General features: G+C 64.5%; 10 protein-coding genes and 1 pseudogene. 6 read left to right on the top strand and 5 right to left on the bottom strand.

The genetic code is table 11. The annotated features are described in order from the left end of the window. Positions 1-28: 28 nt before the first annotated feature. Complete coding sequence (ampD, locus tag BN1188_RS12020; protein ID WP_040261715.1) at positions 29-607, top strand: 1,6-anhydro-N-acetylmuramyl-L-alanine amidase AmpD; 579 nt, start codon at positions 29-31, stop codon at positions 605-607. Continuing rightward, positions 604-1437, top strand: a complete 834-nt coding sequence (ampE, locus tag BN1188_RS12025) for a regulatory signaling modulator protein AmpE (protein ID WP_040261716.1) — start codon at positions 604-606, stop codon at positions 1435-1437. The genes ampD and ampE overlap by 4 nt, the downstream gene beginning before the upstream one ends. Before the next feature lie 58 nt (positions 1438-1495). Here ampE and BN1188_RS12030 read toward each other — a convergent pair whose 3' ends face one another. Both BN1188_RS12030 and cra read right to left on the bottom strand, forming a co-directional pair. Continuing rightward, entirely contained in the window at positions 1496-2302 is an 807-nt protein-coding gene (locus BN1188_RS12030; RefSeq protein WP_040261717.1) for a TatD family hydrolase, read from the bottom strand. Next, a complete protein-coding gene (gene cra, locus BN1188_RS12035) occupies positions 2299-3315 on the bottom strand; it encodes a catabolite repressor/activator (protein ID WP_040261718.1) in 1017 nt (338 codons plus the stop codon). The genes BN1188_RS12030 and cra overlap by 4 nt, the downstream gene beginning before the upstream one ends. Before the next feature lie 374 nt (positions 3316-3689). Between cra and ptsP the strand changes: the two genes are divergently transcribed. The 3 genes from ptsP to BN1188_RS12050 are packed head-to-tail and all read left to right on the top strand — an operon-like array spanning position 3690 to position 9237. Beyond that, positions 3690-6554: a phosphoenolpyruvate--protein phosphotransferase gene (ptsP, locus tag BN1188_RS12040; RefSeq protein ID WP_040261719.1), complete on the top strand. Its 2865-nt coding sequence runs from the start codon at positions 3690-3692 to the stop codon at positions 6552-6554. Continuing rightward, positions 6554-7510: a 1-phosphofructokinase gene (gene pfkB, locus BN1188_RS12045; protein ID WP_040261720.1), complete on the top strand. Its 957-nt coding sequence runs from the start codon at positions 6554-6556 to the stop codon at positions 7508-7510. Before ptsP ends, pfkB begins: the two co-directional genes overlap by 1 nt. Next, a complete protein-coding gene (locus BN1188_RS12050) occupies positions 7507-9237 on the top strand; it encodes a PTS fructose-like transporter subunit IIB (RefSeq protein WP_040261721.1) in 1731 nt (576 codons plus the stop codon). Before pfkB ends, BN1188_RS12050 begins: the two co-directional genes overlap by 4 nt. Before the next feature lie 183 nt (positions 9238-9420). Here BN1188_RS12050 and BN1188_RS12055 read toward each other — a convergent pair whose 3' ends face one another. From BN1188_RS12055 to BN1188_RS12065, 3 genes are all read right to left on the bottom strand, one after another. Next, positions 9421-10701, bottom strand: a complete 1281-nt coding sequence (locus BN1188_RS12055; protein WP_040261722.1) for a TRAP transporter large permease — start codon at positions 10699-10701, stop codon at positions 9421-9423. Next, entirely contained in the window at positions 10702-11229 is a 528-nt protein-coding gene (locus BN1188_RS12060) for a TRAP transporter small permease (RefSeq protein ID WP_040261723.1), read from the bottom strand. It abuts the gene before it with no gap. 64 nt (positions 11230-11293) lie between these two features. After that, the gene (locus BN1188_RS12065) at positions 11294-12277 is read right to left on the bottom strand and encodes a TRAP transporter substrate-binding protein (protein WP_040261724.1); all 984 of its coding nucleotides are present in this window, start codon (positions 12275-12277) and stop codon (positions 11294-11296) included. Positions 12278-12532: 255 nt separating this feature from the next. On the opposite strand from BN1188_RS12065, the pseudogene BN1188_RS21945 reads away from it, so the two are divergent. Then, positions 12533-12736 (top strand): annotated as a pseudogene (locus BN1188_RS21945) (hypothetical protein); the annotation flags it as partial. Between the last annotated feature and the right edge of the window lie 5 nt (positions 12737-12741).

Here is a 12741-nt window from a genome sequence, read left to right on the forward strand (position 1 = left end):
CCTGATCGGCCTGCCGCAAGGAGCCCTTATGCGCCTCGATGAGGTCCGTCTGGATCCCGTCACGGGTTGGTGCCATGGCGCGCGCCATTGCCCGTCACCCAACTTCAATACCCGGCCCGGCGACGAGGTGTCGTTGCTGGTGATCCACAATATCAGCCTGCCGCCAGGGCAATTCGGGACCGGCCAGGTCCAGGCGTTTTTCCAGAATCGCCTGGACGCCGCTGCCCATCCCTATTTCGAAAGCATCGCCCAGATGACCGTTTCGGCGCATTTTCTGATCGAGCGCGATGGGGCGATCACTCAGTTCGTGTCCTGTCATGATCGAGCCTGGCATGCTGGTGTGTCCACCTTCGACGGGCGTGAAGGTTGCAACGACTTTTCCCTGGGCATAGAGCTGGAAGGTACCGACGACCAGCCCTACGCCGAGGCGCAATACGCAAGCCTCGCTCACCTGACCGCGGAGATCCGCCGTTGCTATCCGGCCATCGTGCCGGCGCGTATCCAGGGCCATTGCCATATTGCCCCGACGCGCAAGACCGATCCCGGCCCTGCCTTCGACTGGAGCCGCTACTTGTCCAGCTTGACCACCGAGGAGGGGTGCGCGTGAGTTTTCTGGTGCTGTTGCTCGTCGTCTTGATCGAGAAACTCTCCGCCTTGCGTCAGCGTGTGCAGGTCGACGGCTGGTTCCTGCGGGCGCTACGGCGTCGCGAGCGCGGTTCAGGCAGTGCCAGGCCGGGGTTGGCCTTGGCCTGGCTGGTCGCGCCGCCCGTGGCGCTGGTCGCGTTGTTGCTGTGGGCCTTGGGCGAGGTGGCCTATGGCTGGCTGGCGCTACCCTTGCATCTGGTCGTGTTGCTCTACAGCCTGGGCCGGGGCGAGCCCAAGGTTGCCACCGGCCCGCTGCGCGATGCCTGGCGCCGAGGCGACCTGCAGGCAGCGTTGCATGTGGCCGAGCGCGACCTGGGTCTCAGCGCGCCGAGCCCCGAGGCCCTGGCTGAACAGGCGCAAGGCTGGCTGCTGGGCCAGGCCTTGCGCAGCTTCTTCTCCGTAGTCTTCTGGTACAGCCTGCTGGGCCCGGCCCTGGCCCTGGCCTACCGGCTGCTGGCATTGATTGCCGAACGCACCGCGGACCCGGCCCTGGCCGAGCGCGCCGGGCTGATGCTGCATGCCTTGGACTGGCTACCGGCGCGGATGCTCGGTGCCAGCTTCGCCCTGGTGGGCAACTTTGTCGCGGTGTGTCGCTGGATGCTCCATGAACTGCTGGACTGGCACGGTAGCGCTGGCCGTTTCGTCGCCCACACCGGTCGCCTGGCTGCCGACCTGGCCACCCCAGGTGGCCCTGCCGAGCCCGTGGCTGCCCTGGATGCGCTCTGGGCTTTGCTGCAACGGGCGGCGGTGCTGTGGTATGCGCTGTTTGCGCTCTGGACCTTGCTGTATTGAAAGAACCAGCCCCACCCCGTAGCCGCCCGCCTTGGCGGCAACCGGGCGTAGCGCGGTGTCAGGCCTGGTCGCGGCCAAGGCCGGCTGCTGCCCACCCCAACAGCCCCCAGGCATTGCGGGTACTGGCCTGGGCCAGTGTCTGGGCGCTTACCCCAAGGAGCTCGGCCAGCGCCTCACAGATGGCCGGCAAATGGGCAGGGCTATTGCGAAGGCCGGGGAACATGCTTGGCGCCATGTCCGGCGAATCGGTTTCCAGCACGATGCTGTCCAGGGGGAGGCGCGGCACTACCTTGCGCAGACGCAATGCCTGGGGCCAGGTGGGTGCGCCGCCCAGGCCCAGCTTGAAGCCAAGCTTCAGGTATTCGCGAGCTTCTTCCCAACTGCCGGCGAAGGCATGGATCACCCCACGTTTCGGTAGTTTGTAGCGTTTCAAGGTAGCGATCACAGCCGCATGGCAGTGGCGCACGTGCAACAGCACAGGCAGCTCGAAGTCCACCGCCAACTGCAACTGAGCCTCGAACAACCATTGCTGGCGCTCGCGGTCCAGCCCCTTGAGGTAATAGTCCAGCCCGAACTCACCCAGCGCGCACAGCCGTCCATGCCCCGCAAGTCGTTCGAGCCACTGGCGCAGTTCATCGAGGTGCCGCGGCTGATGCTCGTCCAGGAATACAGGATGCAGCCCCAGGGCGGCATAGACCCGGGAGTCCGTGAGTGCCAGCTGCCATACCCGCTCCCAGTTGGCGCGATGCACTCCCAACACCACCACCCGGCTAACACCGCCCGCCTCGGCGCTATCCAGCACGGCCGAGCGGTCCGCGTCAAAATCGGGAAAATCCAGGTGGGTGTGGGTATCCACCAGGTTCACGCCTGGCCCTCTCGGATGCGCTGCTTGAAGGTACGGGCAATGGCATGGACGCCAGGCCTACAGACCTTTTCGTCCAGCGCGCCCAGGGCAAGTTCCAGCGCGCGGGCGGCGATCAACTCATGCTGCTGGGCCATGGCGTTGATCGGCAGCGGAAGGAAGTCCAGCAACTGGGTGTCGCCGAAAGTGCCCAGGCGTAGGTCGGGAGCGCCCAGGCCGCGGCGCTGCAGTTCATCGAACACCCCCTGAAGCAGCACGTAGGAGGTCGTCACCAGAGCGTCTGGCAGGCCGCCGAGTTCTTCCACCAGTTCGCTCATCAGGCGCTGGCCCCGATCGCGGCTGAAGGCCTCGCCTTCGCGTACCAGCACGGTTCCGGAAAACTCACTGAGGGCATCGGCGAAACCACCAGCGCGCTCAAGACTGATGCTCAGCTCCGGTCGGGCCCCGATCAGCGCGATATGCCGGGGAGGCGGCCCGCCCAGCGCAGGGTTGAGCAGGCTGGCGGTAAGCACGCGGGCGGCTTCACGATCGTCACTGATCACCGAACAGAAGAGAGCTGGGTCCATCTGTCGGTCGATCGCGATCACTGGCGTGCCGCGACTCTGGATCTCTCGGTAGCAGCCATCGGCGGCCGGCAGACAACTGGCTACAAAGAGGGCGTCACAGCGGCGTGCCCGGAACAGCTTCTGCAACTGTCGTTCGCTATCCGGGTCGTCGTCGGAACTGGCGATCAGCAGCTGATAGCCCCGGGCCCGGGCCTGTTGCTCCAGGTTCTTGGCGATGCGCGCGTAGCTGGGGTTCTCCAGGTCTGGGAGGATAAAGCCCAGAGTGCGCGTACGCTGGCTGCGCAGCCCCGCGGCCTGAGGGTTGGGCGTAAAGCCGTGCTCCTCAACCACCGCGCGCACACGCGCCACTGTGGTGTCACTGATGCGTTGTTGAGCCGCCTTGCCATTGATGACATAGCTGGCGGTGGTGACCGACACGCCGGCCAGCCGAGCGATATCGCTGAGTTTCAAGCCAAGTTTCCTTTTATGGGCATCCCTGACCGCGGATGAGCGCCAGTCGAACGCATTCGTCATTGTCGCTTATCTTGCGCGGCGGCGGCAGGGGCGAGTTTTCCACAGCCTGGCCGACGGCAGGCGTTCCCTGTCGAGGCGATTTCGAGTAACGTTCATCGTTTGCTAGGTTAAACGTTTCAGCTAGCGTGAACGCGATAGAAATCGTGCTCGTGAGGTCTTACCGCACAGGTGGTCTCTACCCTTGCCCAGCTGCCGTGGCAGGGCGCCCATGGCGCGCGCGTAGCGGTCCGGCCTTCGTATTGAGCATAGCCGCGTCACGCCGAAACACTCACAACAACAGCGCCCAGTAAGCGGCGCGATAAGGAGTCAGCATGCTCGAGCTCACCTCTGAGCAGATTTCCATGGGGCAAGCGGCCTCGGACAAGCCCGCCGCGCTGCGCTTGCTCGCCGATCGCCTGGTGGCCGATGGCCTGGTTGCCGAGGGTTACCTGCAGGGGTTGATGGACCGCGAAGCTCAAGGATCGACCTACCTGGGTCAAGGCATCGCCATACCCCATGGCACGCCGGCTACCCGCGACCAGGTGTTCACCACTGGCGTGCGCCTGCTGCAGTTTCCCGAAGGGGTGGACTGGGGCGATGGCCAGCGGGTTTACCTGGCCATTGGTATCGCGGCCAAGTCCGACGAGCACCTGCGCCTGCTGCAACTGCTGACCCGCGCCCTTGGCGAAACGGACCTGGGCGAGGCGCTGCGCCGAGCGGCCACACCCGAAGCCTTGCTCAAGCTGCTACAGGGCGCGCCGCAAGCTTTGGCTTTGGATGCGCAGATGGTCAGCCTTGGCCTGCCCGTGGACGATTTCGAGGAACTGGTATGGCGTGGCGCACGCCTGTTGCGCCAGGCCGATTGTGTCCACGGCGGCTTCGCCGGCATCGTGCAGGGCCTGGCGCCCTTGCCGCTGGGTGAGGGGCTGTGGTGGCTGCATAGCGAACAGGAAGTAACGCGCCCGGGGCTGGCCTTCGTGACCCCGGAGCGGCCTTTGACTTACCAGGGGCAAGCGGTCAATGGCCTGTTCTGCCTGGCCAGCCTGGGAGAGGCCCATGAAGCCTTGCTCGAACGGCTCTGCGCGCTGCTGATCGCCGGGCGCGGGGAGGAACTGTTCCATGCCGCCAACAGCCGCGCCGTGTTGGAAGTACTCGGCGGGGACATTCCACCGGACTGGCCCAGCGCGCGGGTAACCCTGGCCAATGCCCATGGCCTGCATGCGCGGCCGGCCAAGGAGCTGGCCCAGCTGGCCAAGGGCTTCGAGGGTGAGATCCAGATACGTGTCATGGGTAGCGGCGAGGGGCCGGTTTCGGCCAAGAGTCTTTCCCGCCTGTTGAGCCTGGGCGCTCGCCGTGGGCAGGTGCTGGAACTGGCCGCCGAGCCGGCCATCGCCGAGCAGGCCTTGGCGATGCTGGTGAGTGCCATCGAGCAAGGGCTGGGCGAAGCCGTGGAGCCATTGCCCGTGGCCACCCCTGAGCAGCTGGACACGCCACAGCCGCCAAACCTGCAGGCACCAGCCCCGGCGGCGGGCAGCACCTTGCGCGCGGTGTCGGCCGCCCCGGGCATCGCCATCGGCCCCGCCCATGTGGAAGCGCCTGTGCAATTCACTTATCCCGCTCGGGGTGAAAGCCCGGCGCTGGAGCGTCAGCGCCTGGAAACAGCAGTCAGCCAGGTACGCGAAGACCTGCAACAGCTGATTGCCGGAGGCGCGGCGAAGTCCATCCGCGACATTTTCACGACCCATCTGGAGATGCTCGAAGACCCGGACCTGATCGATGAAGTCAGCCAACGCTTGCAGCAGGGCGACAGCGCCGCGGCGGCCTGGGTGGTGGTGATCGACAGCGCGGCGGCTCGCCAGGAGAGCCTGGGCGATGCCTTGCTGGCTGAGCGAGCTGCAGACCTGCGGGACATTGGCCGCCGGGTGCTCGCACAACTGTGCGGGGTGCAGGCCGCACAGGCGCCGGATGAGCCCTATGTACTGGTGATGGATGAGGTAGGCCCGTCCGATGTGGCGCGCCTGGACCCGGCCCGGGTAGCGGGCATCCTGACTGCGCGTGGCGGGGCGACCGCCCATAGCGCTATTGTCGCCCGTGCCCTGGGTATCCCGGCCGTGGTCGGTGCCAGTGAGGCAGTGCTGCGCATCGCCCCAGGCACCCCCTTGCTGCTCGATGGTCAGCGCGGCACGCTGATCGTGGCGCCGCAGCCGGAGGTGCTGGAACGTGCCCGCATCGAACGCGACCAGCGCGCCCAGCGCCTGGCCGCGGCGGCGCAGCGGCGACATGAGCCGGCCCTGACCGCCGATGGCCATCGTGTGGAGGTTTGCGCCAACGTGGGCGAGGCCGCCGCAGTGAGCGCGGCAGTGGAGCAGGGCGCCGAAGGCATTGGCTTGCTGCGCACCGAGCTGATCTTCATGGCTCATTCCCAGGCCCCGGACGAGGCGACCCAGGAAGCCGAATACCGCCGCGTGCTGGATGCCCTCGCAGGCCGCCCACTGGTGGTGCGCACCCTGGACGTCGGGGGCGACAAACCCTTGCCCTATTGGCCTATCCCCAGCGAGGAAAACCCCTTCCTGGGTGTTCGCGGCATCCGCCTGACCCTGCAGCGGCCCGAGCTGATGGAAACCCAGCTGCGCGCTCTGTTGCGCGCGGGCCAAGGCCGCCCGTTGCGTATCATGTTCCCCATGGTCGCCACCGTCGAAGAGTGGCGCCAGGGGCGTGACATGCTGGAGCGCCTGCGCCAGGCGCACCCGGTCGAGGACCTGCAGGTCGGCATCATGATCGAGGTGCCCTCCGCCGCGCTACTGGCCCCGGTACTGGCCCGCGAGGTGGACTTCTTCAGCGTTGGCACCAACGACCTGACCCAGTACACCCTGGCCATGGACCGCGGCCATCCGACCCTCTCCGCTCAGGCAGACGGCTTGCATCCGGCGGTGCTGCAACTGATCGACATCACGGTACGCGCGGCCCATGCCCACGGCAAATGGGTAGGCGTATGCGGTGAATTGGCGGCGGACCCCTTGGCGGTGCCTATTCTGGTCGGCCTTGGCGTGGATGAACTGAGCGTGTCGGCACGCAGCATCGCAGAGGTCAAGGCCAGTGTGCGAGAGCTCAGCCTGCCTGATGCACAGCGGCTGGCGCAACGCGCCCTGAGCGCGGCAAGCGCCCCTGAAGTACGCGCCCTGGTGGAGAAGCAGTGATGGCAAGGATTCTAACGATTACCCTCAACCCGGCCCTGGACCTGACAGTCGAGCTGCCGACGCTGCGCCTGGGCGAAGTGAACCGCGGTGAAGCCCTGCATGTGCATGCCGCTGGCAAGGGCCTGAACGTCGCCCAGGTATTGGCCGACCTCGGCCATCAGATCCGGGTCAGCGGCTTTCTCGGCCAGGCCAATAGCGACCGCTTCGAAGCCTTGTTCCGCCAACGCGGCTTCGATGACGGTTTCGTCCGGGTGCCGGGGGAGACCCGGCGCAATATCAAGCTGGCCGAACGGGATGGCCGGGTCACCGACGTCAACGGCATTGGCCCGGTCATCAGCGTCGAAGCGCAGGCCACTTTGCTGGAGCGCTTGCCCGCGTTGGCCGACGGCTGCTCCGTGGCCATAGTGGCCGGCAGCCTGCCCCAAGGCATCAGCCCGCAATGGCTACAGCAGCTGCTCGAAGCCCTGCGCAGCCTCGGCCTGCAGGTGGCCCTGGACAGCAGTGGCGCGGCGCTGCAGGCCGGCCTGGCCTGCCAGCCCTGGCTGGTCAAGCCCAATACCGAAGAACTGGCGCAGGTGCTAGGCAGCCCTGTGGAAGACCTGCGCCAGCAGGCCGAGGCCGCGACGGCCTTGCTCGAGCGGGGGATCGAGCACGTGGTGATTTCCCAGGGCGCCCAGGGCGTGAGCTGGTTCAGCCCCGGCCAGGCATTGCATGGCCTGCCACCCACGGTGGCGGTGGCCAGCACCGTCGGCGCCGGGGATTCGCTGCTGGCCGGCATGGTGCACGGGCTACTGGAGGCACAAACGCCTGCTGACACCCTGCGCACTGCCACCGCTATCGCGGCCATGGCAGTGACCCAGATCGGTTTCGGTATTCCCGACCGTGCCACGCTGGCGCGCTTGGAAACGGGGGTGAGCGTTCGTCCCCTGGCAGCATTCGAGGAGGTGCCACAATGAAGCTGGCCATTATCACCGCCTGCCCCAATGGGCGAATCTCCAGCGTGCTCAGCGCCCGGCTGCTGGACGGCGCGGCCCAGCGCCGTGGCTGGAGCACCTGCGTGGAAATCCACGACCCGCAGCATCCGGAGCGGCACTTGTCGCCCCTGAACATCGAGGAAGCCGACTATGTGGTGGTGGTCGCCACGGGCCCGGTGGAGCTCGAGCGCCTGCGTGGCAAGCGTCTGTTCCAGAGCACGCCGGCCGAAGCCCTGGGTAACGTGGATGCCTTCCTCGACCGCGCCCTGGACCAAGCCAGGCCCTACGCGCCACAGGCCTCACCGGAGGCGGCTTCCAGCGCCACGGCAAACCAGCGTCCGCGCCTCGTGGCGATCACCGCCTGCCCGACCGGTGTTGCCCATACCTTCATGGCGGCCGAGGCCCTGCAACAGGCCGCCAGCCAACTGGGCTACGACCTGAAGGTGGAAACCCAGGGCTCGGTGGGCGCCCGCAACCCCTTGGCCGCCGAGGACATCGCCGCGGCGGACGTGGTGCTGCTGGCCTGCGATATCGAAGTGGCCACGGACCGCTTCGCCGGGAAGCGCATCTTCCGCTGCGGCACGGGCGTCGCGCTCAAGCAGGCCAAGGCCATGCTGGACAAGGCCCTAGCTGAAGGCCGGATCGAGTCCAGCGGCGAAGGCGCCGCGCCCGCTGCCCAGGAAAAGCGCGGGGTGTACAAGCACCTGCTGACCGGGGTGTCGTTCATGCTTCCCATGGTGGTGGCGGGTGGCCTGCTGATCGCACTGTCCTTCGTGTTCGGCATCAGGGCGTTCGAAGAGCCCGGCACGCTGCCCGCCGCGCTCAAGCAGATCGGTGATGCGGCCTTCACCCTGATGGTGCCGCTACTGGCCGGGTATATCGCCTGGTCCATCGCTGACCGTCCGGGCCTGGCGCCCGGGATGATCGGCGGCCTGCTGGCCAGTACCCTGGGGGCGGGCTTCATCGGCGGCATCCTGGCGGGCTTCATCGCCGGGTACAGCGCCAAAGGTGTCAGCCGCGCCGCCAAACTCCCCACCAGCCTGGAGTCCCTCAAGCCCATCCTGATCATCCCCCTGCTGGCGAGCCTGATCACCGGCTTGATCATGGTGTATGTGGTAGGCGCGCCGGTGGCGAACATGCTCGGCTCGCTCACCGCCTTCCTCAACAGCATGGGCACCGCCAATGCCGTCCTGCTGGGTATCCTGCTGGGCGGAATGATGTGCGTGGACTTGGGTGGCCCCATCAACAAGGCTGCCTATGCATTCTCGGTCGGGCTGCTGGCCGACCAGACCACTGGCCCCATGGCCGCGACCATGGCCGCGGGGATGGTGCCGCCCATTGGCCTGGGCCTTGCTAGCCTGCTGGCGCGGAGCAAGTTCGCCCAGGCCGAGCGGGAAGCGGGCAAGGCGGCGATGGTACTGGGGCTGTGCTTCATCTCCGAAGGCGCCATTCCGTTCGCCGCCAAGGACCCGCTGCGGGTCATCCCAGCCTCCATGGTCGGCGGCGCCCTAACTGGCGCGCTGTCCATGTACTTCGGCTGCAAGCTGGTGGCGCCCCACGGCGGCCTGTTCGTGCTGTTGATCCCCAACGCCATGAACCATGCCCTGCTGTACCTGCTGGCGATCCTGGCGGGCAGCCTGCTCACCGCCGTGGTGTACGCGGTGCTCAAGAAAGCCGAGGGGGGCGAACTGGTGGTGTCGCCTTCCTGATGCCGCACGGGCCGGCTTGGAAAACACGAGCCGGCCTGCACGAAGTTGTCATCTTGATTCCGTCCAGTGGCGCCTTCCTGCCCGGCCAGGAACCACATAGCGGCAGGTCTTGGCCACGACCGTTACCCAGTGTGCGGCCAATCGCGGCCAAGGCCTGCTGCTACCGGCATAGTCAGCACGTGGTTAGAGCACCACGCTCGGCAGCCACAACGAAATGGCAGGGATGTAAGTCACCAACATCAGCACCAGGAACAGCGCTATGTAAAACGGTAGCAAGGCCTTGACCGTGGCTTCGATGGTGACCTTGCCTACCGCAGCGCCCACGAACAGTACCGCGCCCACGGGCGGGGTTATCAGGCCGATGCCCAGATTCACCAGCATGATCATGCCAAAATGCACCGGGTCCACGCCTATTCCCGCAATTACCGGCAGCAGGATCGGGGTAAGGATAAGGATCAGCGGGGCCATGTCCATTATGGTGCCGAGCATCAGCAGCATGATGTTGATGCACATCAGAATCACGTAGCGGTTGTCTGACAGGGTCAGGAACGCTGTGGTGATCTTCGTCGGGATTTCCATCAGCGTGAGGATGTAGCCAAAGCTGGCGGCAAAGCCGATCAGGATCATCACGATCGAAACCGTGCGTACTGCCCGATGCATCAGTTTAGGCAGGTCGCGCCATTTATAGTCGCGATAGATGAACATGGTCACGAAGAACGACCAGAGCACGGCAATGGCGGCCGACTCCGTGGCGGTGAACACGCCCGAGAGAATACCCCCCAGAATGATGACCATGGCCATCATGCCCCAGAGCGCTTCGCCGGCGATTTTCAATGCCTGGCGCAGCGGTATCACTTCGCCCTTGGGGTAATTGCGTTTGCGCGCAAAGAGCATGCACAGTCCCATCATGACTGCGCTCAGCAGCAGCCCGGGCATGATACCGGCCATGAACAGCGAGGCGATGGACACCGTCCCGCCCGCGGCCAAGGAGTAAAGCACCGAGTTGTGGCTAGGGGGCGTCAGTAGCGCCTGCACCGACCCGCTGACAGTGACTGCCGTGGAGAAGTCCCGCGGGTAGCCATTGCGCTCCATCTCCGGGATCAGCACCGAGCCCACCGAAGCGGTGTCCGCTACTGACGAGCCCGAGATAGCCCCGAAGAAGGTGGATGCCACAATGTTCACCAGGGACAGGCCGCCGCGTACAAAACCGACCAGTACACCGGCAAATGCCACCAGCCTGCGGGACATGCCGCCCTCGGCCATGATCGCCCCGGCCAGCACGAAGAACGGAATCGCCAACAGCGAGAATTTGTTGACCCCGCCCGCCACTTGAATCATCAAGGCGTCGAACGGGATTTCAATCCACCAGGCGCCGATCAATGCCGACAGGCCTAGCGCAAAGGCCACCGGCATGCCCACAAGGATCAGAAAGATAAAGCTGCCTAACAAGATAAACGCGTCCATTCACGCCGCTCCTTCGCTTTCTTCAACCAAGTCAAAGCGCACCACCCGGCGGTGGCTCTGGTCGCCTAGAAACAGCTTTTCCAACACGAACACCAGGGTGATTACCCCACCGATTGGAATAGGCAGATAGGAAATCCCTACGCGCAGGCTGGGCATCTCGCCTATAAACTGGTTCCAGGTGTTAAGGCACAGCTTCAGGCCTTTGATCGCCATGAAGATACACACCAGCGCCATCAACAGCTGTACCAGGATCGCGGCGCCACGGCGCAGGCCGGGCTGCATTAGATCAACGGCCATGCTCACCGCCATGTGTGCGCCGGCTCGGTAGCTGGCCGCCGCGCCGAAGAAGGTGAACACCACCATTAGCAGGATCGCCGTTGGTTCAGGCCAGCTGGAGCCAGACCCAAGGACGTATCGAGCGAAAATACCCCATGGAATGATCAGTGCCATGGCCAGCATCGACAGGCCAGCCACACCGATGCAGAGGCCATAGAGTGCGTCGTTAAACCGTAGAATCGTATTTTTCATGGGCTCACCACCGCTCCAGCAAGCGGGCGTTCACCCGCTTACCAAAGCATTTTTGCTGGAGAAGTTATTTGACGGCTTCGATGCGAGTGATCAGGTCGGCATAGGGCGCGCCGTACTTGCTACGTACCTGGGCGGTGGCATCGTAGAAGGCTTTCTTCTGCTCAGGGCTGAGGGTAATGAACTCAACGCCAGCTGCTTTGAGCTTGGCTTCGCTTTCCGCGGACTTCTTGTCCCAGAGCACGCGCTCTTCGGCCTGGGCTTCCATGGCGAGCTTCTTCACCAGCGCCTGTTGATCAGGGCTGAGTTTGTTCCAGGTGACCTTGGAGATAACCACCGGTTCCGGCAGGATCAAGTGCTCGGTCAGGGTATAGAACTTGGCGTTCTGGTAGTGGTTGTGCTCGAGCATGGTCGGTGGATTGTTCTCGGCGCCGTCGATCACGCCGGTCTGCAAGGCGCTGAAGATTTCGCCTGTGGCCATGGCGATACCGTTGCCGCCCATGGCATTGACGGTGTCGATGAAGACCGGATTCCCCTGAACGCGGATCTTCATGCCTTTAAGGTCGGCAATATCGCGCACCGGCTTTTTGGTATAGAGATTACGGGTGCCCCCGTCCATCCACGCTAGCGCCACCAGGTTGAATTGGGAGTTGGTGATCTTGTCGAGGATTTCCTGGCCGATATCTCCATCGATCACCTTCCGCATATGAGCGTGGTCACGGAAGATAAACGGCAGGTTGAACACGTTAACGTCGGGTACGACCGGCCCTACGATCCCCAGGCTCACCCGGGTCATCTGCACCGCATTGGCCTGGACTTGCTCGACGACTTCTTTTTCGGACCCCAGTACGCCACCAGCGAACATCTTGAAGCTGATCTCGCCATGGCTTTGTTCTTCGAGCTTTTTTCCCATTTGCTGTTCAGCTACAACAGGCGGGTAACCCGCCGGGTGAACGTCCGCGAATTTGATCTTCACTTCTGCCATTGCCCCATTCGACAGGCAGAACACCAATGGAAGGGATGCGATCAGTAGCTTGCGTTTGAAGTCCATGGCTATCTCCAGTGTTGTTATTGTTTTTCAGGTACAGCGGCAAAACGAGCCCAGCAACAGTGTCGGAAAGCGAGTGGGCATGCCCCCTGTCTCCGGAACGGCAAAACCTTCCGTGCCCAGGACAGCAGGGAAGCCTTCGAGCAAGATCATAGGTGATCTGTTGTCGTATGTCTTTATTTTCAGAAACTGCACAGATCAGGGTCTGTTTGAGTAGTCTTGAGACGAAGGTCAGGCTAGGTTGCCAACCAGACCGCCGGCCTGCTCGGGCTGTTGATCCCCAACGCTATGCACCATGCCCTGCTGTACCTCCTGGCGACCCTGGCAGGCAGCATGCTCACCGCCCTGGTGTACGCGGTGCACAAGAAAGCCGAAGGGGGGCGAATTGGTGGTGTCGCCTTCCTGATGCCGCGCGGGCCGGCTTGGAAAAACGAGCCGGCCTACACGAAGCTGTCATCTTGATTCCG

Source organism: Pseudomonas massiliensis (genome assembly GCF_000826105.1).
Lineage (GTDB): Bacteria > Pseudomonadota > Gammaproteobacteria > Pseudomonadales > Pseudomonadaceae > Aquipseudomonas > Aquipseudomonas massiliensis.

What these genes read in the sequence shown, in the direction of transcription:
- pfkB (WP_040261720.1), top strand. Translation starts at nt 6,554, where the DNA reads ATGGCAAGGATTCTAACGATTACCCTCAACCCGGCCCTGGACCTGACA.
- ptsP (WP_040261719.1), top strand. Translation starts at nt 3,690, where the DNA reads ATGCTCGAGCTCACCTCTGAGCAGATTTCCATGGGGCAAGCGGCCTCG.
- BN1188_RS12065 (WP_040261724.1), bottom strand. Translation starts at nt 12,277, where the DNA reads ATGGACTTCAAACGCAAGCTACTGATCGCATCCCTTCCATTGGTGTTC.
- BN1188_RS12060 (WP_040261723.1), bottom strand. Translation starts at nt 11,229, where the DNA reads ATGAAAAATACGATTCTACGGTTTAACGACGCACTCTATGGCCTCTGC.
- ampD (WP_040261715.1), top strand. Translation starts at nt 29, where the DNA reads ATGCGCCTCGATGAGGTCCGTCTGGATCCCGTCACGGGTTGGTGCCAT.
- BN1188_RS12050 (WP_040261721.1), top strand. Translation starts at nt 7,507, where the DNA reads ATGAAGCTGGCCATTATCACCGCCTGCCCCAATGGGCGAATCTCCAGC.
- BN1188_RS12055 (WP_040261722.1), bottom strand. Translation starts at nt 10,701, where the DNA reads ATGGACGCGTTTATCTTGTTAGGCAGCTTTATCTTTCTGATCCTTGTG.